Source organism: Mycobacterium saskatchewanense (assembly GCF_010729105.1).
Lineage (GTDB): Bacteria > Actinomycetota > Actinomycetes > Mycobacteriales > Mycobacteriaceae > Mycobacterium > Mycobacterium saskatchewanense.
The window spans coordinates 766,924-791,631 of sequence record NZ_AP022573.1 but is presented as its reverse complement, the minus strand read 5'-3'; the positions used below and the strand labels follow the sequence as shown (position 1 = coordinate 791,631).

Annotated in this window: 24 protein-coding genes, 1 pseudogene and 1 riboswitch; of the genes and pseudogenes, 10 read left to right on the top strand and 15 right to left on the bottom strand. The window is 70.3% G+C overall.

All coding sequences use genetic code 11. From position 1 onward, the window contains the following. Positions 1–368: 368 nt before the first annotated feature. Positions 369–872 (bottom strand): GNAT family N-acetyltransferase, encoded by a 504-nt coding sequence (locus G6N56_RS03555; RefSeq protein ID WP_085257140.1) that lies wholly within the window; start codon positions 870–872, stop codon positions 369–371. Between the two features lie 113 nt (positions 873–985). Here G6N56_RS03555 and G6N56_RS03550 point away from each other — a divergent pair, with 113 nt between their 5' ends. From G6N56_RS03550 to G6N56_RS03540, 3 genes are all read left to right on the top strand, one after another. Then, complete coding sequence (locus G6N56_RS03550) at positions 986–1,834, top strand: SDR family oxidoreductase (RefSeq protein WP_085257139.1); 849 nt, start codon at positions 986–988, stop codon at positions 1,832–1,834. A gap of 46 nt (positions 1,835–1,880) precedes the next feature. Beyond that, a complete protein-coding gene (locus G6N56_RS03545) occupies positions 1,881–4,295 on the top strand; it encodes a phosphoketolase family protein (RefSeq protein WP_085257138.1) in 2,415 nt (804 codons plus the stop codon). A 111-nt stretch (positions 4,296–4,406) separates the two neighbouring features. Next, positions 4,407–5,165, top strand: coding sequence for a CPBP family intramembrane glutamic endopeptidase (locus tag G6N56_RS03540; RefSeq protein WP_085257137.1), 759 nt, complete (start codon positions 4,407–4,409; stop codon positions 5,163–5,165). A gap of 6 nt (positions 5,166–5,171) precedes the next feature. Here the strand turns inward: G6N56_RS03540 and G6N56_RS03535 are convergent, their stop codons facing one another. The 6 genes from G6N56_RS03535 to modA all read right to left on the bottom strand — a co-directional run bounded on the left by G6N56_RS03535 (position 5,172) and on the right by modA (position 10,458). Beyond that, complete coding sequence (locus G6N56_RS03535; protein WP_085257136.1) at positions 5,172–6,200, bottom strand: zinc-binding alcohol dehydrogenase family protein; 1,029 nt, start codon at positions 6,198–6,200, stop codon at positions 5,172–5,174. 55 nt (positions 6,201–6,255) lie between these two features. Next, complete coding sequence (locus G6N56_RS03530) at positions 6,256–6,558, bottom strand: GlsB/YeaQ/YmgE family stress response membrane protein (protein ID WP_085257135.1); 303 nt, start codon at positions 6,556–6,558, stop codon at positions 6,256–6,258. Between the two features lie 112 nt (positions 6,559–6,670). After that, entirely contained in the window at positions 6,671–7,690 is a 1,020-nt protein-coding gene (locus tag G6N56_RS03525; protein ID WP_163645079.1) for an alanine and proline-rich secreted protein Apa, read from the bottom strand. Between the two features lie 96 nt (positions 7,691–7,786). Next, complete coding sequence (locus G6N56_RS03520; protein WP_085256671.1) at positions 7,787–8,881, bottom strand: sulfate/molybdate ABC transporter ATP-binding protein; 1,095 nt, start codon at positions 8,879–8,881, stop codon at positions 7,787–7,789. Positions 8,882–8,887: 6 nt separating this feature from the next. Beyond that, complete coding sequence (locus tag G6N56_RS03515) at positions 8,888–9,682, bottom strand: ABC transporter permease (RefSeq protein WP_085256672.1); 795 nt, start codon at positions 9,680–9,682, stop codon at positions 8,888–8,890. An 8-nt stretch (positions 9,683–9,690) separates the two neighbouring features. Beyond that, positions 9,691–10,458: a molybdate ABC transporter substrate-binding protein gene (gene modA / locus G6N56_RS03510; protein ID WP_085256673.1), complete on the bottom strand. Its 768-nt coding sequence runs from the start codon at positions 10,456–10,458 to the stop codon at positions 9,691–9,693. 231 nt (positions 10,459–10,689) lie between these two features. On the opposite strand from modA, the gene G6N56_RS03505 reads away from it, so the two are divergent. From G6N56_RS03505 to G6N56_RS03495, 3 genes are all read left to right on the top strand, one after another. Next, positions 10,690–11,367, top strand: coding sequence for an SDR family oxidoreductase (locus G6N56_RS03505; RefSeq protein ID WP_085256895.1), 678 nt, complete (start codon positions 10,690–10,692; stop codon positions 11,365–11,367). Between the two features lie 35 nt (positions 11,368–11,402). After that, complete coding sequence (locus G6N56_RS03500) at positions 11,403–12,320, top strand: LLM class F420-dependent oxidoreductase (protein WP_085256674.1); 918 nt, start codon at positions 11,403–11,405, stop codon at positions 12,318–12,320. Positions 12,321–12,493: 173 nt separating this feature from the next. After that, the gene (locus G6N56_RS03495; protein ID WP_085256675.1) at positions 12,494–13,882 is read left to right on the top strand and encodes an NAD(P)/FAD-dependent oxidoreductase; all 1,389 of its coding nucleotides are present in this window, start codon (positions 12,494–12,496) and stop codon (positions 13,880–13,882) included. On the opposite strand, the gene G6N56_RS03490 is transcribed toward G6N56_RS03495, so the two are convergent. From G6N56_RS03490 to G6N56_RS03455, 8 genes and pseudogenes are all read right to left on the bottom strand, one after another. After that, positions 13,879–14,523 carry an urease accessory protein UreD gene (locus G6N56_RS03490; protein ID WP_085256676.1) on the bottom strand — a complete coding sequence of 215 codons (645 nt, stop codon included), beginning with the start codon at positions 14,521–14,523 and terminating at the stop codon, positions 13,879–13,881. The two genes, G6N56_RS03495 and G6N56_RS03490, sit on opposite strands and share 4 nt — an antisense overlap. Beyond that, complete coding sequence (gene ureG / locus G6N56_RS03485; RefSeq protein ID WP_085256677.1) at positions 14,513–15,202, bottom strand: urease accessory protein UreG; 690 nt, start codon at positions 15,200–15,202, stop codon at positions 14,513–14,515. Before ureG ends, G6N56_RS03490 begins: the two co-directional genes overlap by 11 nt. A 10-nt stretch (positions 15,203–15,212) precedes the next feature. Continuing rightward, on the bottom strand, positions 15,213–15,854 hold the full coding sequence (locus G6N56_RS03480; RefSeq protein WP_085256896.1) for an urease accessory protein UreF: 642 nt from the start codon (positions 15,852–15,854) through the stop codon (positions 15,213–15,215). 17 nt (positions 15,855–15,871) lie between these two features. Continuing rightward, positions 15,872–17,593 (bottom strand): urease subunit alpha, encoded by a 1,722-nt coding sequence (locus G6N56_RS03475; RefSeq protein ID WP_085256678.1) that lies wholly within the window; start codon positions 17,591–17,593, stop codon positions 15,872–15,874. Beyond that, positions 17,590–17,904, bottom strand: a complete 315-nt coding sequence (locus tag G6N56_RS03470) for an urease subunit beta (RefSeq protein ID WP_085256679.1) — start codon at positions 17,902–17,904, stop codon at positions 17,590–17,592. The genes G6N56_RS03475 and G6N56_RS03470 overlap by 4 nt, the downstream gene beginning before the upstream one ends. Further along, entirely contained in the window at positions 17,901–18,203 is a 303-nt protein-coding gene (locus tag G6N56_RS03465; RefSeq protein WP_085256680.1) for an urease subunit gamma, read from the bottom strand. The genes G6N56_RS03470 and G6N56_RS03465 overlap by 4 nt, the downstream gene beginning before the upstream one ends. Before the next feature lie 463 nt (positions 18,204–18,666). After that, positions 18,667–18,732, bottom strand: a pseudogene (locus tag G6N56_RS28750) (hypothetical protein); the annotation flags it as partial. A 330-nt stretch (positions 18,733–19,062) separates the two neighbouring features. Then, positions 19,063–19,127, bottom strand: a riboswitch (guanidine-III (ykkC-III) riboswitch). Between the two features lie 316 nt (positions 19,128–19,443). Then, positions 19,444–19,866 (bottom strand): PaaI family thioesterase, encoded by a 423-nt coding sequence (locus tag G6N56_RS03455; protein WP_142280683.1) that lies wholly within the window; start codon positions 19,864–19,866, stop codon positions 19,444–19,446. A 354-nt stretch (positions 19,867–20,220) separates the two neighbouring features. Here G6N56_RS03455 and G6N56_RS03450 point away from each other — a divergent pair, with 354 nt between their 5' ends. The 4 genes from G6N56_RS03450 to G6N56_RS03435 all read left to right on the top strand — a co-directional run bounded on the left by G6N56_RS03450 (position 20,221) and on the right by G6N56_RS03435 (position 24,618). Beyond that, entirely contained in the window at positions 20,221–20,640 is a 420-nt protein-coding gene (locus tag G6N56_RS03450; RefSeq protein ID WP_085256898.1) for a BlaI/MecI/CopY family transcriptional regulator, read from the top strand. Between the two features lie 14 nt (positions 20,641–20,654). Then, a complete protein-coding gene (locus G6N56_RS03445; RefSeq protein ID WP_085256681.1) occupies positions 20,655–21,605 on the top strand; it encodes a M56 family metallopeptidase in 951 nt (316 codons plus the stop codon). Between the two features lie 97 nt (positions 21,606–21,702). Further along, complete coding sequence (gene gndA, locus G6N56_RS03440) at positions 21,703–23,151, top strand: NADP-dependent phosphogluconate dehydrogenase (protein ID WP_085256682.1); 1,449 nt, start codon at positions 21,703–21,705, stop codon at positions 23,149–23,151. 30 nt (positions 23,152–23,181) lie between these two features. Beyond that, positions 23,182–24,618: a GuaB1 family IMP dehydrogenase-related protein gene (locus G6N56_RS03435; RefSeq protein WP_085256683.1), complete on the top strand. Its 1,437-nt coding sequence runs from the start codon at positions 23,182–23,184 to the stop codon at positions 24,616–24,618. Positions 24,619–24,708: the final 90 nt, after the last annotated feature.

The following is a 24,708-nucleotide window of genomic DNA, read 5'->3' as shown; positions in this document are numbered from 1 at the left end:
CCCTCGTAATCTCGCACCCGACTCGCTTGCGTTGGATCCGCGCGGTGGGCGCAGATCCTCGACTTCAGCGGGAGTCGCCGCGGACCGCCACGTCGATTGGCATGGCCTTCGTGCTTAAGTCCTTGTGGCAAAGCCTGACTGAGCGATCTGGCTGCTTCGATGACGGCCGATCTGGCCAAAGGCGTTGAGGGTCAGTAGTTCCCGCCGATTCGGCCGTGCAGACGGCGGAAGTCGGTCATCGCACGAAGGGGCCGGCAATCGCCGATGAACTGCGGAGTGCATCGCGCGAGAGTCTCTCACCGGAGTGAGGGGACGGAATCACTTTGCGGGAACGACCTTTTCGGGTTTCGGGGTTCCTGCGCCGCGACTCAGACGGGCGCGCACCGGTAGCGCAGCAGCTGCGCCTGACTGTCGCCGTAGCTCTCGGTGCGGCGCGCCCCGTCGAACCGCCACCCGTCGCGCTCGTAGAACCGCCGGGCGCGGGTGTTAAGGTCCAGCACCCACAGCAGGGCCTCCGCCACCCCGAGGCCCCGCAGCCGCTCCCGCGCCGCGGCCATCAGGAGCCGCCCGACACCGGTCCCGGTGCACGCCGGGTCGACGTAGAGCGCCATCAGCTCCCCCGCGTTCGGCCGCTCGCGGCTCAGCCCGGTGGTGACCAGCCCGCGGATCACGGCGCCGTCGACCGCCACCAGCGTCGACGGCAGCCCCAGCCCCACCCGCTCGAAGGCGTAGCGGGCCGCCCACGCTTCGGGCCTCAGGCCGTCGAGGTAGTCCGGCGCGAGCAGCCCGCGATAGGCCGACTGCCACGCACGGACGTGGACCCGGGCCACGGCGTGCGCGTCGGCCGCTACGGCCGGCCGCACGTGCGTCATCGCTGCAGTATCGACGGAGTGGGCCCGCGCAGGCCACCCGGTTATTGCGCCGCCCGGCCCCGAGTGCTGTGCTTACCCGAGTTGACACCCGTCAAGAAACCGGAGGGACGGCAATGGCAGACACGGCATCGATCGGGCTGAAGGTCCGCGGCAAGGTAATCGTGATCACCGGCGGCGCGCGCGGGATCGGCCTGGCGACCGCGACCGCGCTGCACAACCTCGGCGCGAAGGTGACGATCGGCGACATCGACGAGGTGAAGGTCAAGGAGTCGGGCGCGGCCCTGGGGCTCGACGTCTACCGGAAGCTTGACGTCACTGATCCGCACTCGTTCGCGGACTTCCTCGACGAGGTCGAACGCCAACTCGGCCCGATCGACGTGCTGGTCAACAACGCCGGCATCATGCCGCTCGGCCGGGTCGTCGACGAACCCGACGTCGTCACCCGGCGCATCCTCGACATCAACGTCTACGGCGTCATCCTGGGCAGCAAGCTGGCGGCGCAACGCATGGTGCCGCGCGGATCCGGGCACGTCATCAACATTGCCTCTCTCGCCGGGGAGACCTACATCGCCGGGGCGGCCACCTACTGCGCCAGCAAGCACGCCGTGATCGGCTTCACCGATGCCGCCAGGATCGAATACCGCACGACCGGCGTGAAGTTCTCGGTCGTCATGCCCACGTTCGTGAACACCGAGCTGATCGCAGGCACCACCGGGGCCAAGGGCATCAAGAACGCCGAACCGACCGACATCGCCGACGCCATCGTGGGACTGGTGGCGCATCCCCGGCCACGGGTCCGCGTAACGAAAATGGCCGGCGCCATCATCGCGTCGCAGAAGTTTCTGCCGCGCGCGCTGTCCGAGGGGATGAATCGCCTGCTCGGCGGCGAACACGTCTTCACCGACCAGGTCGACCCCGCGCAACGCCGGGCCTACGAATCCCGGGCCCGCGGCGAAGAGTGACCTTCGTTTCTGGCGACGTTCACCCGCGCACCGGAGAATCGGCGGGGTGACCGCAGAAACCGCAGCGACCCCGACAACCGCGACCCTCTCCGACGACGAACTCGACCTGCTCAACGCCTACTGGCGCGCAGCCAACTACCTGTCCGTGGGACAGATCTACCTGCTGGACAACCCGCTGCTGCGCGAACCGCTCTCGTCCGACCACGTCAAACCCCGGCTGTTGGGACACTGGGGCACCACGCCCGCGCTCAATCTGATCTACGCGCATTTGAACCGGATCATCCGCCGCCGCGACGCCAACGTCATCTACGTCACCGGCCCGGGCCACGGCGGCCCCGCCCTGGTCGCCAACGCCTACCTCGAGGGCACCTACAGCGAGGTCTACACGGGCATCGAGGAGGACGCCGAGGGGCTGCGAAAGCTGTTCCGGCAGTTCTCCTTTCCCGGTGGCATCCCCAGCCACGTCGCCGCCCAGACGCCCGGCTCGATCCACGAGGGCGGCGAGCTCGGCTACGCGCTGGTGCACGCCTACGGCGCGGCGTTCGACAACCCGGACCTGGTGGTGGCCTGCGTGGTGGGCGACGGCGAGGCCGAGACCGGCCCGCTGGCGGCCAGCTGGCACTCCAACAAGTTCCTCAACCCCGCGACCGACGGCGCGGTGCTGCCAATCCTCCAGCTCAACGGCTACAAGATCGCCAACCCGACGGTGCTGGCGCGCATCCCGCACCAGGAGCTGGAGTCGCTGCTGCGCGGATACGGCTACCGGCCCATCACGGTCGCCGGGGACGACCCGGCCCACGTCCACCGGCAGCTGGCCGCCGCGCTGGACGACGCCTTCGACGACATCGCGGCCATCCAGGACGCGGCGCGCCGTGGCGACCGGGCGCAACGGCCGGTGTGGCCGATGATCGTGCTGCGCACCCCCAAGGGCTGGACCGGGCCGAAGGTGGTCGACGGCAAGAAGGTCGAGGGCACCTGGCGGGCGCACCAGGTGCCGCTGGCCGAGACGCACGACAATCCCGAGCACCGCGCCCAGCTCGAGGAATGGCTGCGCAGCTATCGGGCCGAGGAGTTGTTCGACGGCGACGGCGCCCTGCGGCCCGAATTGCGGGCGCTGGCGCCCGCCGGCGATCGCCGGATGAGCGCGAACCCGCATGCCAATGGCGGGCTGCTGCTTCACGATCTGGACCTGCCGGACTTCCGCGACTACGCGGTGCAGGTGGCGCGGCCGGCCGCAGAGATGCACGAGGCCACCCGGGTGCTCGGCACGTTCCTGCGGGACGTGATCGCCCGCAACGCGGATCGGTTCCGGCTCATGGGTCCCGACGAGACCGCGTCCAACCGGCTGGACGCCGTCTACGGGTCGACGGCCAAGGTATGGCTTTCGGAGATCGGCCCCGATGACGAGAACCTCGCACCGGACGGGCGCGTGATGGAGGTGCTCTCCGAGCACCTGTGCCAGGGCTGGCTGGAAGGCTACCTGCTGACGGGCCGGCACGGCCTGTTCAATTGCTACGAGGCGTTCGTGCACATTGTCGACTCGATGTTCAATCAACACACGAAATGGCTGTCCATCAGCCGCGACCTGCCGTGGCGGCGGCCGATCGCCTCGCTGAACTACCTGCTGAGCTCCCACGTCTGGCGCCAGGACCACAACGGCGCGTCGCATCAGGATCCCGGGTTCATCGACCTGGTCGCCAACAAGCGGCCCGAAGTGACGCGGGTATACCTGCCGCCGGACGGCAACACGTTGCTGTCGGTCGCCGACCACTGCCTGCGCAGCCGCGACTATGTCAACGTCATCGTGGCCGGCAAGCAGCCCGCGCTGGCCTACCTCGACATGGATCAGGCCATCGCGCACTGCGCCCGCGGCGTGGGCGTGTGGCAGTGGGCGAGCACGGCCACCGCCGAACCCGATGTGGTCTTGGCCTGCGCCGGGGACGTCCCGACGCTGGAGACCCTTGCCGCCGCCGACATCCTGCGTCGCGAGCTGCCCGACCTGGCCGTCCGGGTGGTCAACGTTGTCGATCTGATGCGGTTACAGCCGGAGTCGGAGCACCCGCACGGCCTGCCGGACCGGGAATTCGACGCGCTGTTTACGCGCGACAAGCCCGTCATCTTCGCCTACCACGGCTACCCCTGGCTGATCCACCGGCTCACCTACCGCCGCACCAACCATGGGCACATCCACGTGCGCGGCTTCAAGGAGCGCGGCACCACGACCACGCCGTTCGACATGGTGATGCTCAACGACCTGGATCGGTTCCACCTCGTCACGGACGTGATCGACCGGGTCGACGGGCTGGGCAGCCGGGCGGCCGTGCTGCGCCAGCGCATGGTCGACGCCCGGCTGGCCGCGCGCAGCTACACCCGCGAGCACGGCGAGGACGATCCGCAGATCGCCGGCTGGACCTGGGAGTTGAGTGATGCGAGCGAGGCAACCCATGTGAGTGGGAGCTGAGGGAGCAGCGGCGCCGAGATTGCCGCGACGGCTGTGCTTCGGGCGAGGATGCGACCGCGGCGGCGATTTCGGCGAACCGGCGGCGGCCGGGTCCACGGGTAAACTGGTCGGATGCCCGACGCGCTCGCTGCCGCTGACACCCACCACGTGGTCGCGCAGCTTTCGGCGCTGCACCGGTTCCGGGTCCGCCTCGATATCGCCGTCGTCGTCGTCGTGCTCGTGCTCACCAACCTCGTCGCGCACTTCACCACACCGTGGGCGAGCATCGCGATCGTTCCGGCCGCCGCGCTCGGCCTGGTGGCATTGATGCGCGCCAACGGCCTGGACTGGGTCGACCTCGGCCTGGGGCGGGAGCACTGGAAGTCCGGGGCGGGCTACGCGCTGGCCGCCGTGGCGGTCGTGGCGTCGGTGATCGCCGTCGGCGTGCTGCTGCCGATGACCCGGCCCATGTTCCTGAACCACCGGTACGCCACCGTCTCGGGAGCGCTGATCGCCTCGATGGTCGTCATCCCGCTGCAGACCGTCATCCCCGAGGAGCTGGCCTTCCGCGGCGTGCTGCACGGCGCGCTGCACCGGGCGTGGGGCTTCCGCGGCGTCGCGCTGGCCGGCTCGCTGTTGTTCGGGCTCTGGCACGTGGCCACGTCGCTGGGGCTCACCAGCAGCAACGTTGGCTTCACTCACATACTCGGCGGCGGGATCGCCGGGATGCTGGCCGGCGTGGTTGGCGCGGTGCTGGCCACTGGCGCCGCCGGGTTCGTCTTCAGCTGGCTGCGCCGCCGCAGCGGCAGCCTGATCGCCCCGATCGCGCTGCACTGGTCCCTCAACGGGCTCGGCGCCCTGGCGGCGGCGCTGGTCTGGCACCTGTCGTAGGGCCGATCACACCAGCAGCACGGCCGCCCCGGCGATGCGCCCGGCGCTCAGATCGCCCAGGGCCTTGTCGGCCTGGTCGAGCGAGTATTCGGGCGTCGTCACCTCGATGTGGTGCTCCCGCGCGAAATCCAGGAACGCGCGCGCGTCGGCCCGCGTGTTCGAGGTGACCGAGCGGACCTGGCGTTCCTGGAAGAGGTGGCGCTGGTAGTTCAGCGGCGGGATGTCGGAGAGGTGAATGCCCGCGATGGACAGGGTGCCGCCGCGGTCCAGCCCCTCGAGCGCGGGCAGCACCAGTTCGCCGACCGGGGCGAAGAGGATCGCCGCGTCCAGCGGCACCGGCGGCGGGTCGGCGGCCCCCTGGGCCGACGCCGCGCCCAGCTCGAGCGCCAGCTTGCGGGCGTCCTCCCCCCGGGTCATGACGTGCACCTCGGCGCCCTGCGCCAGCGCGACCTGGGCGGTGATGTGGGCGCTGCCGCCGAAGCCGTAGAGGCCCAGCCGGCCGCCCGGCGGCAGGTCGGCGCGCAGTAGCGACCGGTACCCGATGATGCCGGCACACAGCAACGGCGCCAGCTCGCTGTCGCTGTAACCGCTCGGCAGGTGATGCGCGAAGGCCGCGGGGACCGTCGCGAACTCGGCGTAACCGCCGTCGGCGTCCCAGCCGGTGTAGCGGGAGTGCGGGCACAGGTTCTCGTCGCCGCGCCGGCAGTACTTGCACACCCCGCAGGTGTGGCGCAGCCAGGCGATGCCCACCCGGTCGCCGACCCGGAAGCCGTCACCGGCTTCCGAACCCACCTCGACAACCTCCCCCACTACCTCGTGGCCGGGCGTGACCCGGTCGCGGTGGACGGGGAGATCGCCTTCGGTGACGTGGAGGTCGGTGCGGCACACCCCGCACGCGCGCACGGCCACCAGCAACTCCGACGGCGCGGGTCGCGGAACCTCCGCGGTGACCCGCTCGAGCGGCTCGGTGGCCATCGGCCCGGGCTGGCGCACGCGCCAGGCGCGCATTGTCGTGGCGGTCACCGTTGCGGCCATCACTACATCATGCCGCGCGTGCAGCGGTCGGGCACCGCCACAACGGATCAGGCGGTCAGGTGCGTCGCACCATCCCGACGACCCACAGCAGCAGCAGCAGCGAGCCCAGCAGCGCCGTGAAGAAGGTGAAGATGTAACCGCCGCTGCCCGTCTTGAGGAAGAAGCTCAGGATGAAGCCCCCGATCAGGGCGCCGACAACGCCGATGACGATATCCATGAGGATTCCGGCTCCGCTGCCGCTCATGATCTTGCTGGCGAGCGCGCCCGCCAAACCGCCGATGATGATGTATCCGATCCAGCCGACGCTGGTCAACGTGGAGGAGCGGGCGAGGAATTCGGTCGCTGCCATGACGTCCATGCGGGTCTCCTTGCAATCGCTGGCAAAGCCCGGCGGGGCCGCCGGGCATGAATTCCGTATACCCGCTTTGTTTAATTAATCGCGTGTCAAATTGACGACGATTGCGCAGCCGTCAGGCCGGCACGGTTCGCTGCGGCGCCGGCGACGGCGTGGGTGTCACCTCGCCTGCGGGCGCCTGACCCGGGACCGGGGCGGGCGCCGGGGCCGGAGCCCCGGGGGCGGGGGCCGGAGCCCCGGGGGCGCCCGGGGCCGGCGGCGCCGCGGGTGCCGGCTGTCCCGACCAGGGCTGGATCGACTCGGCCAGCGCCTTGGCGGCGCCCTTGTCCACCGGGTCGTTCCCGGTACCCAGCCACACCACGAACCAGCGCTGGGGAGGCGTCCCGGTGGACGCGTTCGCCGGCGTGCCGACCACGCCCGTCCAGATCTGGCCGTTCGGCTTGCTCGCGTCGGTGAACTTCACCTCGTAGAACGACGCGCTGCCGGTGATCCCGTTGGCCCCGGTGAGGGGCGTGGCTTCCTGGTTGATTCGGGTCCCGGGATACGGCATGAAGAACTCGCCCATGTCCGAGCCGAGCCGCAGCGCGGCCTTGGCGTTGTCCGGTTCGGCGCTGGCGTAGAGCTTCTGGTCCAGCCGGCCCATCACGATCCGCGTGTCGTTGGCGACCGGCGGCGCCTGCCCCGGCAACGGCGGCTGTCCGGTGGTCTTGCTGAGCAACTCCGAGCCGTAGTCCAAGTGGGAGGCGTCCGACTGCACCCAGCCGGCGGGTAGCACATAGCTGAAGCCGCCGACGGCGTTGCCGATTCGGCCGGCGTTCGGGTCCGCCACCGGCGGCGGCGGGGCGTTGGGGTCGACGGGAGGGGGCGGCGGGGCGTTCGGGTCGACCGGTGGGGGCGGGGTCGCGTTGGGATCGCCCGGCTGGGGGCTCGGCGACGCCGCGGGCGGAGCCGTCGTGGTCGCGGGGGCGGGCGGCGGCGCCGTCGTCGTCGCCGGCGCCGGGGGCGCGGGCTCGGGGTCGGCGCTCGAGGTCGCCGGCAGTGCGATCGTGGCGGCGAAGGCGCCGGCCACGGCGGCGATCGACAGCGTCGCCCACGGTCGTTTGCGACGTGTCGAGTTCGGGTCCAGCTGGGCCATGGCGACGAACCTACCGTGTTAAAGCTGTGACGCAAGGGTGCCGTGCTGACGGTGCGCCGGGGATTTTCCGATGTTGCCGATGTGTAACCCGCCTGCTCACGGCGGGGCCGGGTAGAGCTTGACCTCGTGGGCCTTGACGGTGAACCAGACCCGCTCGCCGGGGGTGATACGGAGTTCCCGGGCGGCCTCCACGGTGATCTCCGCGACCAGGCCGGGTGCGCCATCCGGCTGCTCGTGACCCCGCACCAGGACCGCCGAACCGCGGACGTCCAGCTCGGCGACCGTCACCTCGATGGTGTTGCGGGGGCTGCCGTGCGGCCGCTGGCGATACACGGCCACCGCCGCGGGTGAGAACACCGCGACCGCGTGCTGCCCGGCCGCCGGCTGCGCGCCCGGGGCGGCGTGCCAGCGAACCCCGGACCGCGTGGTCAACGAGCCGTCCGGGTTGGTCGCCCCGGCGACGAGGTTGATGCCGGCGATCCGCGCACCGAAGTGGCTGCGGGGCGCGGTGAGCACGTCGGGCACCCGCCCGATCTCGGCGCACTTTCCGGCTTCCAGCACCAGCACCCGGTCGGCGAGTGTGAAGACGTCGAGCAGGTCGTGGGTCACCAGCACCACCGCGCAGCCGGTGCGCGAGACGGTCGCGCGCAGCACGGTGCGGATGGCCGCGGCCGCGGCGACGTCGAGGCCGGTGAGCGGCTCGTCCAGCAGCAACACCTCGGGCTCGGCCGCCAGCGCGCGGGCGATCGCGACGCGCTGGGCCTGGCCGCCGGAGAGCTGCCGCGGTTTGCGATCGGCGAAGCGCTCGGCGTCCACCTCGCGCAACCACCGCAGCGCCGTCGCGCGCGCCGAACCGCGCCGCGCGCCGAATCGCGCCCCACGGCTGTGGGGGCCGAAGGCGACGTTGGCGGCGACGCTCAGGTGCGGGAACAGCAGGGGATCCTGCAGGAGCAGTCCCACGCGGCGGTCGTGCGTCGCCACGTTCACTCCCGCCGCCGTATCGGTGAGGGTCCGGTCGCCCAGCCGCACCACGCCCTCGTCGGGAAACAGAAGCCCGGCGACGACGTGTAGGGCCGTCGACTTGCCGGCCCCGTTGGGGCCCAGCACCGCCAGCACCTCGCCCGCGGACACCGAGAACGCCACGTCCAGGTCGCGGTCCGCGACGACGGCACGAAGCTGTAACTGGCTCACGACGGGCTACCTGGCGTCGGGGCCGGCGAGCCGGCGCGCACCCAGGCCGAGCACCACGAGCGCCGCCACGGCCACGAGCAAGAGCGACAACGCCACCGCGGCGTCCGGATCGTCGACCCGCTGCAGGTAGATCTCCAGCGGCAGGGTTCGCGTCACGCCCTGCCGGGACCCGGCGAACGTCAGCGTCGCCCCGAACTCCCCCAGGGAGCGGGCGAAGGCCAGCACGGCTCCCGACACCATGCCCGGCAGCAGCAGCGGTAGGGTCACCCGCCACCACACCCGGCCGGGCCGCGCCCCGAGGGTCGCCGCGACAATCTCGAAGTCGGCTCCGGCGGTGCGGGCCGCCCCCTCGAGCGAGATGACCAGGAACGGCAGCGAGACGAAGGTCTGCGCCAACACCACCGCGGTCGTGGTGAACGCGACGCTGATGCCGGCGGCCTCCAGGTAGCGCCCGATCAGCCCCAACCTGCCGAAGGCGTAGAGCAGCGCGATGCCGCCGACCACCGGCGGGAGGACCAGCGGCAGCAGGATGAGCGGTCGCAGCAACCGCAGCGCGCGGGCCCGCCCGCGCGCCAGCACCAGCGCCATCGGGACACCCAGCAGCACGCACAGGGCGGTGCTGGCGGCGGCGGTCCGCAGGCTGAGCATCAGCGCGGTCCGCGACGACGGGCTGGCGACTAGGGACCAGAAGTCCGGCCAGTCGACCTTGAGCGCCACCGCCAGCAGGGGCAGCGCGACGAAAGCCGCGCCCGCGGCGGCGGGGAGGTACACCCAGCGGGGTAGGTCCGTCGGACGGTACACGTCGCGGCTCAGGGTTTGGCGAAGCCGGACTGGGCCAGGATTTTTCGGCCGGCGTCCGACACCACCAGGGCGACGAATTTCTGGGCCAGCTCCGGCCGCGGCGCCCGCTTCAGCACCGCGATGGGATAGACGTTCACCGCGGCGGCGGCCTCGGGGAAGTTCACGGTGGTCACCTTGTTGCCCGCGCTGATCGCGTCCGTGACGTAGACGAGGGCGGCGTCGGCCTGCCCGCTGGTCACCTTGTTCAGGACATCCGTCACGCTGGGTTCCTCGCTGACCGGGCTGAGACGCACTCCCGTGCTGTCCTCGATTCGCAGGGTCGCCGCCCCGCACGGGACCGGCTTCTGGCAGGTCACCACGCTCAGCCCGGGCCTGGCCAGATCGCGGAACGACCCGACGTTCTTCGGGTTGCCCGGCGTCGTGACGATCACCAAGGTGTTGGAGGCGAAGTTCGTGGGATCGGCGGCCAGCAGCCCGGCCTTCGCGACGGCGTCCATCTGCGCGGTGTCCGCCGACGCGAACACGTCGGCCGTGGCGCCCTGCGTCAGTTGCGTCGCCAGCTCCGAGGAGCCCGCGTACTCCACATCGACTCCGCTGCCGGGGTTCTCGACCTTGAACTCCTGGCCGATCTGGGTGAAGGCGGTCTTGAGCGAGGCCGCGGCGAACACGACGAGCGATCCTGAACCCGGGGCCGGTTTGGGACCGCACGCGACCAGCGTCGCGGCGACCACGCACACAGCGGACAGCAGAGCGGCCAGGACCCCGATCCGACGCATGGGTGAACCGTAGCGTGTGTCGCCCGCGTGCGCGGACCGCCGTCGGGTGTTTGAGCCGCAGACGAGAAATCGTCGACCGAATAGTTACGCAAATCGTCCGCGCGTCGCGCCGTTTGCAATTTCGCCGAATAGCTACTCTCCAGTAACATTGATGCGGCTGAGTGCTTGGGCGTCGGTGCGGTGCCAGGTCCGGATGCACTCGCTGATTACGGCGCCGATTACGAGGAGGTCATGGCCGTGGAAGTGCTGGTCACCGGCGGAGACACGGAGTTGGGACGCACGGTGGCCGAGGGCTTCCGCGATGACGGTCACAAGGTGACCCTCGTCGGTGCGCGCCGCAGCGACTTGGAGATCGCCGCCAAGGAACTCGACGCAGACGCGATCGTTTGCGACACCACCGACGCGGCCAGTCTCGACGAGGCCCGCGGGCTGTTCCCCCACCACCTCGACACCATCGTCAACGTGCCCGCCCCGTCCTGGGACGCCGGCGACCCCCGCACCTACTCGATGTCCGACACGGCCAAGGCGTGGCGCAACGCGCTGGATGCGACGCTGCTGTCGGCGGTGCTGACGGTGCAGGCCGTCGGCGACCATCTCCGCTCGGGCGGGTCGATCATCGGCGTGGTCACGGAGAACCCGCCGGCGGGCAGCGCCGACGCCGCGATCAAGGCGGCGCTGTCGAATTGGGTGGTCGGCCAGGCCGCCGCGTTCGGCACCCGAGGGATCACGGTCAACACCATTGCGACCGGGCGCAGCGTCCAACCCGGCTACGAGGGCCTGTCCCGCACGCCGCCCACGGTGGCGGCGGAGGTCGCGCGCCTGGCGCTGTTCCTGACCACGCCCGCCGCTCGTCACATCACCGGCCAGACGCTGCACGTGAGTCACGGGGCCCTCGCGCACTTCGGCTGAGCGTCTGCGCCGTAGCCGCACTACGGTGGATAGCCGTGGCTATTCGACTCGGTTACCAAATCCCCAACTTCTCCTACGGCACCGGGGTGGAGCAGCTCTTCCCCACCGTCACCGCCCAGGCCCGCGAGGCCGAATCGGCGGGATTCGACTCGGTTTTCCTGATGGACCACTTCTATCAACTGCCGGTGCTGGGCTCGCCCGACCAGCCGATGCTGGAGGCCTACACCGCCCTGGGTGCGCTGGCGACCGCGACCGAGCGGGTGCAGCTGGGCACCCTGGTGACCGGCAACACCTACCGGAACCCCGCGCTGCTCGCCAAGATCATCACCACGCTCGACGTGGTCAGCCAGGGCCGGGCGATCCTCGGCATCGGCACGGGCTGGTTCGAGCTCGAGCACGATCAGCTCGGCTTTGATTTCGGGACCTTCACCGATCGGTTCAACCGGCTCGACGAGGCGCTTCAGATCATCCTGCCGATGATCAAGGGAGAGCGGGCGACCTTCTCGGGCAAGTGGTATCACACCACCGATGCGATCGCGAATCCCCGCTTCCGCGAACATATTCCGCTGATGATCGGCGGCAGCGGCGAGAAGAAGACCATCCCGCTGGCGGCCCGGCACTTCGATCACCTCAACGTGATCGCCGGGTTCGACGAGGTGCCGCGCAAGCTGGGCGTGGTGCGGAAGCAGTGCGAGGAGATCGGCCGTGACCCGGCCACGCTCGAGACCAGCATGCCGATCACCGTCCTCATCGACGACAAGGCCACGCCCGATTCGATCCCCGCCGAGATGGCGCAGCGCATGGTGGTCGGCAGCGCCGACTCCGTCGCCGACCAGATCAAGACCAAGGTGCTGGACGCCGGCATCGACGGCGTGATCATCAACATGCCGTTCTACACGCCCGGGATCCTCACTGCCGCAGGCGAAGCGCTGCGTCCGCTCGTGGGTCTGTAGCCGCCCCCCGGTTGCAACATGACGAGCATCACGTCGCTCGACCAGGCGTGACGCAGCGGTGTGGTTGATTACACACGCTTAGTAATTAGGCGTCGGGTATCAGCCTGAGTAGCGTTGCAGGTAACGCTAACCGAAGTCGCGTGTCCAGGAGCCCCCGTCAGGAGCAGCCCACAATGAGTCCCCAGCCAGAAGCGACAGCTGGAACGGAGCGCCGCCACCAGGTCGTCATCATCGGTTCGGGATTCGGTGGCCTCAACGCGGCAAAGAAACTCAAGCACGCGAACGTTGACATCAAGCTGATCGCCCGCACCACCCACCACCTGTTCCAGCCGCTGCTGTACCAGGTGGCCACCGGCATCGTGTCCGAGGGCGACATCGCCCCGCCCACCCGGGTGATCCTGCGCCGGCAACGCAACGTGCAGGTGCTCCTCGGCGACGTCACCCACATCGACCTTGCCGGGCAGTACGTCGTCTCGGATCTGCTCGGCCACACCTATGAAACCCCTTACGACACACTGATCGTCGCCGCCGGAGCCGGCCAGTCCTACTTCGGCAACGACCACTTCGCCGAGTTCGCCCCGGGGATGAAGTCGATCGACGATGCGCTCGAGGTGCGCGGCCGCATCCTCAGCGCGTTCGAGCAGGCGGAACGGTCCCGGGATCCGGAGCGGCGCGCCAAGCTGCTCACGTTCACCGTCATCGGCGCGGGCCCCACCGGCGTCGAAATGGCCGGGCAGATCGCAGAATTGGCCGAACACACCCTGAAGGGCGCCTTCCGGCACATCGACTCCGCCAAGGCCCGGGTGATCCTGCTCGACGCCGCGCCCGCGGTGCTTCCGCCGTTCGGTGAGAAGCTGGGCCGGCGGGCGGCCGAGCGGCTGCAGAAGATGGGTGTGGAGATCCAGCTCGGCGCGATGGTTACCGATGTCGACCGAAACGGCATCACGGTCAAGGACTCTGACGGCACCGTCCGGCGCATCGAGTCGGCGTGCAAGGTGTGGTCCGCGGGCGTGCAGGCGAGCGGGCTGGGCCGGGATCTGGCCGAGCAGTCCGCGGTCGAACTCGACCGCGCCGGCCGCGTCAAGGTGCTGCCCGACCTCTCGGTTCCGGGCCATCCCAACGTGTTCGTCATCGGTGACATGGCCGCCGTCGAAGGCGTGCCCGGCGTCGCCCAGGGCGCCATCCAGGGCGCCAAGTACGTCGCCGGCACCGTCAAGGCCGAGCTCCAGGGCGCCGACCCGGCCGAGCGGGAGCCCTTCCAGTATTTCGACAAGGGCTCGATGGCGACGGTTTCGCGGTTCTCGGCGGTCGCCAAGGTCGGCCCGGTGGAATTCAGCGGCCTGTTCGCCTGGTTCGCGTGGCTGGTGCTGCACCTGCTCTACCTGGTCGGATTCAAGACCAAGGTCAGCACGCTGCTGTCGTGGACCGTGACGTTCCTGAGCACGCACCGCGGCCAGCTCACCATCACCGAGCAGCAGGCGTTCGCCCGCACCCGGCTTGAACAGCTCGCGGTGGCGGCGGCCGAGGCGAATCGCCCGGCGGCGGCGCGGAAGGCGAGCTAACCGGACAGTCGGTCGGCCTGCCACGTCGTCAGGGTTCCCCCGCCCGCCAGCGCCAGGACGGTCGTGTCGGGCGCCACGCAGCCGTAACGCGCTGCCGGGTAATGTAATTCGCTAATCATGGCGCGGGGCGCCGCGATTCCGTCGTCGGCCGGCGACCCGGCGCCGAGCTCGACCCGGTGCCGCAGCAGCGGACGGTCGTCACAGTCGGCGCGCAGCGACCCCGACCAAAAGCCTCCGCGCTCATCGCACCTGCCGATCTGCACCCGTTCGCGGAAGCGGACCGCCCCGGCGTCGCGCAGCCTCAGGGTCACCGTCGACAGGTGCCGCGCGTGAGCCGCAACCACGGTCGGCTCGAGGTCGACGTCCAGATCGCCGCACACCTCGATGTCCCACCCGGAGTACGACGCGGGGCCGGCCGGCCCGGGCAGGGCCACGGTCGCCGCGGCGCTGCGCAGCCGCAGCCGGGCGCCCGGCTCCACCACGACGCGGATCGCGATGGTGTCACCGCCCAGCGGGGTGGCCGCCGCGGATACCAGGTGGACGGTGTCGGGGGCGGTGCATCGCGCCTGCAGCCCGCCGCCGCGACACTCGATGCGCGGCAGCCGATTGCCGCGCGCGACCAGCAGCAGGTCAGACCGCACCGGCGCCCTCGCGCGCGGCGGCCACGTGGGAGCGCACCCACGCCGCCACCTCCCCCGCGGACGGGTCCTCGGTCAGCGATTGCAGCACCGTCGGACGGCCGTCGCGCACCGCCGCGGCGTCACGGGCCATCACCTGAAGATCGGCGCCCACCAGAGGTGCCAGGTCAATCTTGTTGACCACCAACAGGTCCGAGAATGTGACGCCGGGTCCGCCCTTGCGCGGCACCTTGTCGCCCCCGGCCACGTCGATGACGAAGATCTGAATGTCCACCAGGCCCGAGGAGAAGGTCGCCGTCAGGTTGTCGCCGCCGGATTCGACGAGGATCAGGTCCAATCCGGGGTGGGCGGCGATCAGGTCGTCGATCGCGTCCAGGTTCGCGGTGATGTCATCGCGAATGGCGGTGTGCGGGCACCCGCCGGTCTGTACGGCCGCTATCCGGGCGTCGGGCAGCACCGCGTGCCGGCGCAGGAAGTCCGCATCCTCGGTGGTGTAGATGTCGTTGGTCAGCACCGCCAGCGAGAGCTCGCCGCGCAGCTGGCGGCACAGCGCGGCCACGAGCGCCGTCTTCCCGGAGCCGACGGGTCCGCCGACGCCGATCCGCAGCGGCGCCCCCGGCTTCCGCGCCCGCCTGGGCCGGTCATGGTGCGCGTGCGGGTGGGAATGGACATGTGTTGACATGGTTGGCCTTTCACGATGCGAACAGGGGCCGCTCGCGCTGAGCGTGGCGCTGCGCCAGCGTGTCGAGCAACGGGTCGGACAGGTCGGCCAGCCCCGCGGTCGCCTCGGCGGCGGTGCTCTCGCACAGCCCGGACAGCGCGAAGGTGGCGGCGGCGACGGCGGCGGGATCGAGGGCCAGCAGGCGCTGGGCGGCGGTCGCCGAACCGGTCATCGTGGTGTAGACAACGTGCAGGGCGGTGTGTTGTGGGCGCAGGCCGCTGACCTCCCCGACGCGCCCCGCCACCACTCCGAGGTGCGGCCGGGGCCCGAGATCGTCCCAGCCGGCGTCCGGCCAGACTCGCCGCGCCAGCCGCGCCAGGCCACGGCCCTGGCTGCGCGACGCCTCCCGGGCGGCCGGAGCCGGGGTGCGCGCGTCGGTCTCGAGGTCGGCGTCGTCGAGGCCGATATCGCCGCGGTGCACGGCGGCGGCCACCGACGCGGTGACCAGACCGTGGGTGCGAATCCGGCGCGCCAGGAACGCTTTCAGCGTGTCCAGGTCGGTCACGAGGGCCGAGGCGATGGCTTCCTCGACCCCGCCGGAGTGCACGTGCGCGCCGGTGGGTAGCCGCGAGTCGGCCAGCGCGAGCAGCGTGATCAGCGCCGGCTCGGCCATCCAGAAAGGCTCGGCCATCAGAAGAGAAAGTAACGCTGGGCCATGGGCAGTTCCGTCGCCGGCTGCTCGTGCCAGACCTCGCCGTCGATGCGGACGGTGAAGGAGTCCGGGTCGATCTCGATCGACGGCATCGTATCGTTCAGCGGCAGATCGGTTTTGGTGACCGAGCGGACGTCCCCGACCGGAACCAGCCGCCGGTTGACGGCGAGCTTCTCGCCCAGCGCGGCGTCGAGAGCCACCGGGGCCACGAAGTGCACCGAGGTCGCGGCCGACGCTGTGGGCGCGGCGCCGAACATCGGACGCGGGAGCACCGGCTGAGGGGTGGGGATCGAGGCGTTGGCGTCGCCCATCGCGGCCCAGGCGATCATCCCGCCCTTGAGCACCAGGTGCGGCCGCACCCCGAAGAACGCGGGCTCCCACAGCACCAGATCGGCGAGCTTGCCCACCTCCACCGAACCGATCTCGTGGTCGAGGCCGTGCGTGATGGCCGGGCAGATGGTGTATTTCGAGACGTAGCGGCGCGCCCGGTGGTTGTCCGCGGGACCATCACCGGGCAGTGCGCCGCGCCGGCGTTTCATCACGTGCGCGGTCTGCCAGGTCCGGATCACCACCTCGCCGATGCGGCCCATCGCCTGCGAGTCGCTGCCGATCATCGAGATCGCGCCCATGTCGTGCAGCAGATCCTCGGCTGCCATCGTCGACGGCCGGATGCGGCTTTCAGCGAACGCCAGGTCCTCGGGCACCGCGGGGTTGAGGTGATGGCACACCATCAGCATGTCCAGGTGCTCGTCCAGCGTGTTCACGGTGTGCGGCCGGGTCGGGTTGGTGGAACTGGGCAGCACGTTGCGCTCGGCCGCGACCCGCATGATGTCCGGAGCGTGCCCGCCGCCGGCGCCCTCGGTGTGATACGTGTGGATGCAACGGCCGGCGATCGCGCCGAGGGTGTCCTCGACGAACCCCATCTCGTTGAGAGTGTCGGTGTGCAACGCCACCTGGACGCCCGCGGCGTCGGCGACGGTCAGGCAGGCGTCGATCGCCGCGGGCGTGGATCCCCAGTCCTCGTGCAGCTTGAAACCCGAAGCGCCGCCACGCAATTGCTCCCACAACCCCTCCGGGTTGACGGTGTTTCCCTTGCCGAGCAGCGCGAAGTTGAGCGGCCACGAGTCCAGTGACTCCAGCATGCCGGCCAAGTGCCATTCGCCGGGCGTGACGGTGGTGGCCTTGGTGCCCTCGGCCGGCCCGGTGCCGCCGCCGATGATCGTGGTGATGCCCGACCCGAGCGCCTCGGGCATCAGCTGCGGGCAGATCAGATGCACGTGGCAGTCGATGGCGCCGGCGGTGACGATCCGACCGTTGCCGCCGATGATCTCGGTGGACGGGCCGACCACCAGGTCGGGGTGCACGCCCGTCATGATGTCCGGATTGCCCGCCTTGCCGATCGCGACGATCCGCCCGTCCCGAATGCCGATGTCGGCCTTGATGATCCCCCAGTGGTCGATGATCACCGCGCCGGTGATGACGGTGTCGGGCGCCCCGGCGGCCCGGCTCGCCCGCCCCTGCCCCATCGACTCCCGCAGCACCTTGCCGCCGCCGAACACCGCCTCGTCGCCGGCGGAACCCGGTCCGCCGCTGCGGTCTTCGGTGATCTCCACCAGCAGGTCGGTGTCGGCCAGCCTGATCCGGTCCCCGGTGGTCGGCCCGAAGAGGTCGGCGTAACGCTCCCGCGACAGCCGCGTCATCGGTCGTCCAGCCGTCCGGGCGGGTTGCGGCTCAGCCCGTACACTTCCCGTCGTCCCCGCAGCGGAACCAGGCGGATCGTCTGCGGGATGCCCGGCTCGAACCGGACCGCGGTGGCCGCCGGGACGTCCAGGCGATAACCGTGGGCGGCGGCGCGATCGAACGACAGCGCGGCATTGGCCTGCGGGAGGTGGACGTGGCTGCCGACCTGCACGGGACGGTCGCCGGTGTTGACGACCTGGATCTCGAGCCGCTGCGCGCCGGCGTTGATCTCGATATCGCCTGGGCCATAAATGATTTCGCCGGGAATCATGCGATCGGGTGATGCACGGTGACCAGTTTCGTGCCGTCGGGGAACGTCGCTTCGACCTGGACGTCACCGATCATCTCCGGCACTCCCTCCATCACGTCCTCGCGGGACAGCACGTCACAACCGCTGGCCATCAACTCGGCGACGCTGCGGCCGTCCCGTGCGCCCTCGAGGATGTGGTCGGTGATGAGGGCGACCGCCTCCGGGTAGTTCAGTCGCAACCCCCGCGCCCGACGCCGGCGGGCCAGCTCGGCGGCGTAGGACAACAGCAGTCGTTCTTGCTCGTGCGGCGTGAGAAGCATGTCCTCTAGATCCTGCCATCCCCTGCGAAGGTCGACACCTCGAGTCAGGTTCGCACGGGGATCGCGTCGGCGTGCGGTGCGTCGTTGTTGGCGTGCGCCCGGGTGAACGCCATGTACAGCAGGCCGAAGCCGATGATCAGGCCCGCCATCAGCGGCACGACGTAGTTGTCATCACGACGTAGTTGTCATATTGAAAGGTTGTAGGGGGTTGGCGAGCGACCGGCGGCATCGCGGTCGGCAAATCCCTGCCGCGCAGAAGAGCTATAGCTGTAAATCACGTCCGCAAGCTCCGCCCGCCGCCGGTCGTCGCGCTCGGTCAGTCGCTGTACGGCCCCCGCGCGTGCCGCTTGGGGCTCGCCGGTTTCTTGCCCAGCTTCCCGGCGCGCACCATGACGGCCGGGCTGTCCCGGATGACCCGGCTGCTCATCAGCGCGGCCTGCTCCGCCCAGTCGTAGGACGGCGGTCACTCCACCACCCCGATGCCGTTGAGGCCGGGCTCGGAGATCATCCGAATCAGGTTTAGGGCCTCGCGCGGTAAGAGGCCGCCGGGCTCGGGCCAGCCGGTGCCGGGGCACGAACCCGGCGTCGATCACGTCGATGTCGAACGACAGGTGCACCGCCTTGGCGTCCTTGCACGCCGTCTCCAGCGCGATCTAGGCGACCTTCTCGATTCCGACGCGCTCGACGTCACCGACCGTGATCACGGTGCCGCCGCGCTGCCGGCCCACCTGGACCGCCGCCGCGCGGCGCCTGCCGCCCCTCGTCGCGAACCATTCACGGCGGAGGATGCCCGGCGACCGGCGTCTAAGCGAACGTAGGTTCTCGCACGCGTGGTGGTACCGGTGCGCAAGGCATCCCGCGGTCGCCGTCTTGTCGCATTCCGGGTACGGCGAACTCGTCCGGGCGGCCCCTACGGCGCATTCAAATTACCGGCTTCTTGCCGGCTTCGTCGACGACCGCGACTGTGCGCGCGCTAGCGTGTCGGCGGCGCTTGCCGGCAGGCCGCCATCGCGGAGGCGTCCACGACTCGCATGCCGAATTTATTAGGGTGCAAGGTTTTTGAGCGCCGTAATCATCCGCGTGATATCGGCGACGGGAGCCCGCCCGGGACCTGAGCGCGTGCCGCACCGCGATCCGCGGCGGATTGCATGATCCGATTTTTGCGATCCCGACAGGGGTTTTCAGGATCGTGACCCGGCCGGAAGGATGCTGGGAATATCTCCGCTCGGACCAGCGAGGGTTACGCCTCGAGGTTCTGCAGGCGCACCTGGCCGCGCGCCACCAGGCGATCCTTGTCGTCGGTGATGGTGACCAGCCACAGCTGCTGGCGCCGGCCGCGATGGATCGGTTCGGTCGCGCCGTACACCATCCCCGAGCCGATGGAACGCAGGAAGTCCGTGTTGTTGTTGACGCCGACGACGTTTCCGCCGCCGCCGTGGGCATTCAGCCACGTGTAGGCCGAGACGCTGGCCATGCTCTCGACCATCGAGCAGTAGACGCCGCCGTGTACCAGGCCCATCGGCTGCAGCAATTTCGGCTGGACCTCCAGCTCGGCGCGGGCACCGTCGGGGGTCACCTCGGTGAATCGCAGGCCGAGTTCGGTGTCGAACGGCGCGGTAAAATTCGGCGGCGGGACGGCGCCCGGTGGCGTTGGCACGCTCATGTGTCTACACGATGATCCGGCCGGCGCGAGCGTCCGCAAAATGCCGGCCTCATCGGCGTGTCGTCGTACAGACACGGGCGCTCGCGGTTGAATCCCGCGCCCCTTCCCGAGAAAAACGGGCGAGCCCCGTGCCGGGGCACGGGGCTCGCCGATCGAGTAGACCGGGGGTCGCTGCAGCCCTCAGGACTCTCCGCGGTCGTTATCGCTCGACCGCTCTCAGAATAGGCAAGGCTGCCCTAATTTCGCAAGCGGCCTTCGTGGGAAACTTGGCGGGCGCCGCGTTCGTTATTTGTCGGTACGACCGTCGGTAGTAAGCCGGAGTACGCTGGTTTCGACGCTCAGGAGATGGGAAACATGGCCAAGCTGACGCGACTGGGAGATCTGGAACGCGCGGTGATGGACCACTTGTGGTCCACGCCGGAGCCTCAGACGGTCCGCCAGGTTCACGAAGCGTTGTCGGCGCGCCGCGACCTCGCCTACACCACGGTGATGACGGTCCTGCAGCGCCTGGCCAAGAAGAATCTCGTCTCGCAGATCCGCGATGACCGGGCGCATCGGTACGCGCCGGTGCACGGCCGGGACGAGTTGGTCGCCGGGCTCATGGTCGACGCGCTGTCCCAGGCCGAGGATTCGGGCAGCAGGCAGGCCGCGCTGGTGCACTTCGTCGAGCGGGTCGGGGCCGACGAGGCGGAAGCGCTGCGGCGGGCGCTCGCCGAGTTGGAAACCAATCAGCGCAATAACACGCGGTCTGCTGGCGCGCACGCGGAGGACTGAGGGACACTGGCAGTGTGTCCGCGCCGGCCTTCTCCATCCTCGCGGTGCTGTTGGCCGGCCCGGCGCCGGCCCTCCTGGCACGAGCGACGTGGCCCTTACGCGCCCCGCGAGCGGCGGTGGTGCTGTGGCAGGCGATCGCCCTGGCGGCCGTCCTCTCGGCGTTCAGCGCCGGGATCGCCATAGCGACCCGGCTGCTCATGCCCGGCCGCGACGGGCGGCCCACGGCGAGCATCGTCGGCGCCGCGGCCCGGCTCGGCTGGCCGCTGTGGACCGCGTACGTCGCCGTCTTCGCGCTGACCGTGCTGATCGGCGCCCGGCTGATGGTCGCGGTGCTGCGCGTAGCGATCGCCAACCGCCGCCGCCGGGCGCACCACCGCATGGTCGTCGACCTGGTCGGGGTTGACCACGACGCGGCGCTCCCGCAGCCCTGCGCGCGGACCCGCGACCTGCGCGTCCTGCACGTCCCGCAGCCGCTCGCCTACTGCCTGCCCGGGGTGCGCAGCCGCGTCGTCGTCAGTGAGGGCGCGCTGGCCACGCTGACCGACGACGAGGTCTCGGCGATCCTCACCCACGAACGCGCCCACCTGCGCGCGCGCCACGACCTGGTCCTGGAGGCCTTCACCGCGGTGCATGCCGCCTTCCCGCGGCTGGTGCGCAGCTCGCACGCGCTGCGCGCTGTGCAGCTGCTCGTCGAGCTGCTGGCCGACGACGCCGCGGTGCGCGCGGCGGGTCGCACTCCCCTGGCCCGCGCGCTGGTCGCCTGCGCGGCCGGGCGCGCACCCTCGGGCGCGCTGGCCGTCGGGGGCACCAGCACGGTGCTGCGGGTGCGCCGGCTGGCCGGGCGCGGCAACAGCGCGATGCTGGCGACGACCGCCTACCTGGCCGCGGCGGCGATCCTCGTCATACCGACCGTCGCCCTGGCCGTTCCCTGGTTGACTGAGCTGCGACGCCTGTTCAACCTGTGACGCGGGCGGGGGCCGACTGGTCGGTGGTGCCACGGTGTGGTCGGATTTGCAGTGCAAGCTTTCCAGTGACCGTTCTGAAAACCTGAGAGGCGCAGACATGAGTTCCAGCACCGGCACCGCGCAGATCGGCGTCACCGGCCTGGCCGTGATGGGTTCGAACATCGCCCGCAACTTCGCGCACCACGGCTACACCGTGGCGCTACACAACCGGTCGATCGCCAAGACCGACGCGCTGCTGAAGGAGCACGGCGACGAGGGCAAGTTCGTGCGCACGGAGTCCATCGCCGAGTTCCTGGACGCGCTGGAGAAGCCGCGGCGGGTGCTGATCATGGTCAAGGCCGGCGACCCCACCGACGCCGTCATCAACGAGCTCGCCGACGCCATGGAGGAAGGCGACATCATCATCGACGGTGGCAACGCGCTCTACACCGACACCATCCGCCGCGAGAAGGCGATGCGGGAGCGCGGCCTGCACTTCGTCGGCGCCGGCATCTCCGGCGGCGAGGAGGGGGCGCTCAACGGGCCGTCGATCATGCCCGGCGGACCGGCCGAATCGTACAAGTCGCTGGGCCCGCTGCTCGAGGAGATCTCGGCGCACGTCGACGGCGTGCCGTGCTGCACCCACATCGGACCCGACGGCGCCGGGCACTTCGTCAAGATGGTGCACAACGGCATCGAGTACTCCGACATGCAGCTGATCGGCGAGGCCTACCAGCTGCTGCGCGACGGGCTCGGCAAGACCGCGGGCGAGATCGCCGACGTCTTCGACGAGTGGAACAAGGGCGACCTGGACAGCTTCCTCGTCGAAATCACCGCCAAGGTGCTGCGCCAGACCGACGCCAAGACGCAGAAGCCGCTCGTCGACGTCATCCTCGACGAGGCCGAACAGAAGGGCACCGGCCGCTGGACGGTGAAGTCGGCCCTGGACCTGGGCGTCCCGGTCACCGGCATCGCCGAGGCGGTGTTCGCCCGCGCGCTGTCGGGCTCGGTGACCCAGCGCAAGGCGACGACCGGGCTGGCCTCGGGCGAGTTAGGCGAAAAGCCAAGCGACAACGAACAATTCGTCGAAGATGTCCGGCAGGCCCTCTATGCGTCAAAGATCATCGCCTACGCGCAAGGCTTCAATCAGATCCAGGCGGGCAGCGCCGAGTACGACTGGGGCATCACCCCGGGAGACCTCGCGACCATCTGGCGCGGCGGCTGCATCATCCGGGCCAAGTTCCTCAATCGGATCAAGGAGGCGTTCGACGAGGACCCCGAGCTGCCGACGCTCATCGTCGCTCCCTACTTCCGCCGGGCCATCGAGGCCGCCATCGACAGCTGGCGCCGCGTGGTGGTCACCGCCACGCGGCTGGGCATCCCGATCCCCGGCTTCTCCTCGGCGCTGTCCTACTACGACGCGCTGCGCACCGAGCGGCTGCCCGCCGCGCTGACGCAGGGGCTGCGCGACTTCTTCGGCGCACACACCTACGGCCGCATCGACGACGACCCGGACAAGCGCTTCCACACTCTGTGGAGCGGGGACCGCAGCGAAGTCCCCGCATAGGCGAACCGCACCAGGGGTAGACCCAGACCGATGAGATTTCTGGACGGGCACCGGCCCGCGCACGACCTGACCTACAACGACGTCTTCGTCATGCCGAACCGCTCGGAGGTGGCGTCGCGGTTCGACGTCGACCTGTCCACCACCGACGGGTCGGGCACCACCATTCCCGTCGTGGTCGCCAACATGACCGCGGTGGCGGGGCGGCGGATGGCCGAGACGGTGGCGCGGCGCGGGGGCATCGTGATCCTCCCGCAGGACCTGCCGATCACGGCGGTGCAGCAGACCGTGGAGTTCGTCAAGAGCCGGGACATGGTGCTCGACACCCCGGTGGTGCTGGCCCCCGACGACGCGGTCTCCGACGCCATCGCGCTGATCCACAAGCGGGCGCACGGGGTGGCCGTGGTGGCCTTCGAGGGCCGCCCCATCGGCTTGGTGAGCGACGCGTCGTGCCAAGGCGTGGACCGCTTCACCAGGGTGCGCGCCGTCGCGGCCACCGACTTCGTGACCGCCCCGGCGGGCACGGAGCCACGCAAGATCTTCGACCTGCTCGAGCACGCCCCGATCGGTGTGGCGGTGGTGACCAACGCCGACGGCGCGCTCGCCGGCGTGTTGACCCGCACCGGGGCGATCCGCGCCGGCCTGTACACCCCGGCCACCGACGCCCACGGACGGCTGCGCATCGGCGCCGCCGTCGGCATCAACGGCGACGTGGGCGGCAAGGCCCGTTCGCTTGTCGAGGCCGGTGTCGACATCCTGGTGATCGACACCGCCCACGGCCACCAGGTCAAGACGCTCGAGGCGATCAGGACCGTCGCCTCCCTGGACCTGGGCGTGCCGCTCGCGGCGGGCAACGTGGTCTCCGCCGAAGGCACCCGGGACCTGCTGGACGCCGGCGCGAGCATCGTCAAGGTCGGGGTCGGCCCCGGCGCGATGTGCACGACCCGGATGATGACCGGCGTCGGCCGCCCGCAATTCTCTGCGGTGCTCGAATGCGCTTCGGCCGCAAAAGAACTCGGTGGCCACGTGTGGGCCGACGGCGGCATCCGGCACCCGCGCGACGTGGCCCTGGCGCTGGCCGCCGGGGCGTCGAACGTCATGATCGGGTCCTGGTTCGCCGGCACCTACGAGTCGCCCGGTGACCTGATGCGCGACCGCGACAACCGCCCGTACAAGGAGAGCTACGGCATGGCCTCCAAGCGGGCCGTCGTCGCCCGCACCGGTGGCGACAGCGCGTTCGACCGGGCCCGCAAGGCGCTGTTCGAGGAGGGCATCTCGACGTCGCGGATGGACCTGGACCCCGATCGCGGCGGCGTCGAGGACCTGCTCGACCACATCACCTCGGGTGTGCGCAGCACGTGCACCTACGTGGGCGCCTCCACCCTGGCCGAACTGCACGAGCGGGCCGTCGTCGGCGTGCAGTCCGGCGCGGGCTTCGCCGAGGGCCATCCGCTGCCGTTGGGGTGGTGACCGTCCGGGGTCGCCCCGGCCGCGTTGGCTAGCATATGAATTCACGCGCAGCAAAGCGCTGCGCGGCACCGAGGGAAAGGGATGACGTGC

Coding starts and splice junctions, on each gene's coding strand:
- G6N56_RS03465 (WP_085256680.1), bottom strand. CDS start 18,203: ATGCTTCTCACGCCGCACGAGCAAGAACGACTGCTGTTGTCCTACGCC.
- G6N56_RS03525 (WP_163645079.1), bottom strand. CDS start 7,690: ATGGCCCAGCTGGACCCGAACTCGACACGTCGCAAACGACCGTGGGCG.
- G6N56_RS03470 (WP_085256679.1), bottom strand. CDS start 17,904: ATGATTCCCGGCGAAATCATTTATGGCCCAGGCGATATCGAGATCAAC.
- G6N56_RS03535 (WP_085257136.1), bottom strand. CDS start 6,200: ATGGCCGCAACGGTGACCGCCACGACAATGCGCGCCTGGCGCGTGCGC.
- G6N56_RS03555 (WP_085257140.1), bottom strand. CDS start 872: ATGACGCACGTGCGGCCGGCCGTAGCGGCCGACGCGCACGCCGTGGCC.
- G6N56_RS03530 (WP_085257135.1), bottom strand. CDS start 6,558: ATGGACGTCATGGCAGCGACCGAATTCCTCGCCCGCTCCTCCACGTTG.
- ureG (WP_085256677.1), bottom strand. CDS start 15,202: ATGTCAACACATGTCCATTCCCACCCGCACGCGCACCATGACCGGCCC.
- G6N56_RS03495 (WP_085256675.1), top strand. CDS start 12,494: ATGAGTCCCCAGCCAGAAGCGACAGCTGGAACGGAGCGCCGCCACCAG.
- G6N56_RS03455 (WP_142280683.1), bottom strand. CDS start 19,866: ATGAGCGTGCCAACGCCACCGGGCGCCGTCCCGCCGCCGAATTTTACC.
- G6N56_RS03475 (WP_085256678.1), bottom strand. CDS start 17,593: ATGACGCGGCTGTCGCGGGAGCGTTACGCCGACCTCTTCGGGCCGACC.
- G6N56_RS03540 (WP_085257137.1), top strand. CDS start 4,407: ATGCCCGACGCGCTCGCTGCCGCTGACACCCACCACGTGGTCGCGCAG.
- G6N56_RS03435 (WP_085256683.1), top strand. CDS start 23,182: ATGAGATTTCTGGACGGGCACCGGCCCGCGCACGACCTGACCTACAAC.
- G6N56_RS03505 (WP_085256895.1), top strand. CDS start 10,690: ATGGCCGTGGAAGTGCTGGTCACCGGCGGAGACACGGAGTTGGGACGC.
- modA (WP_085256673.1), bottom strand. CDS start 10,458: ATGCGTCGGATCGGGGTCCTGGCCGCTCTGCTGTCCGCTGTGTGCGTG.
- G6N56_RS03450 (WP_085256898.1), top strand. CDS start 20,221: ATGGCCAAGCTGACGCGACTGGGAGATCTGGAACGCGCGGTGATGGAC.
- gndA (WP_085256682.1), top strand. CDS start 21,703: ATGAGTTCCAGCACCGGCACCGCGCAGATCGGCGTCACCGGCCTGGCC.
- G6N56_RS03550 (WP_085257139.1), top strand. CDS start 986: ATGGCAGACACGGCATCGATCGGGCTGAAGGTCCGCGGCAAGGTAATC.
- G6N56_RS03480 (WP_085256896.1), bottom strand. CDS start 15,854: ATGGCCGAGCCGGCGCTGATCACGCTGCTCGCGCTGGCCGACTCGCGG.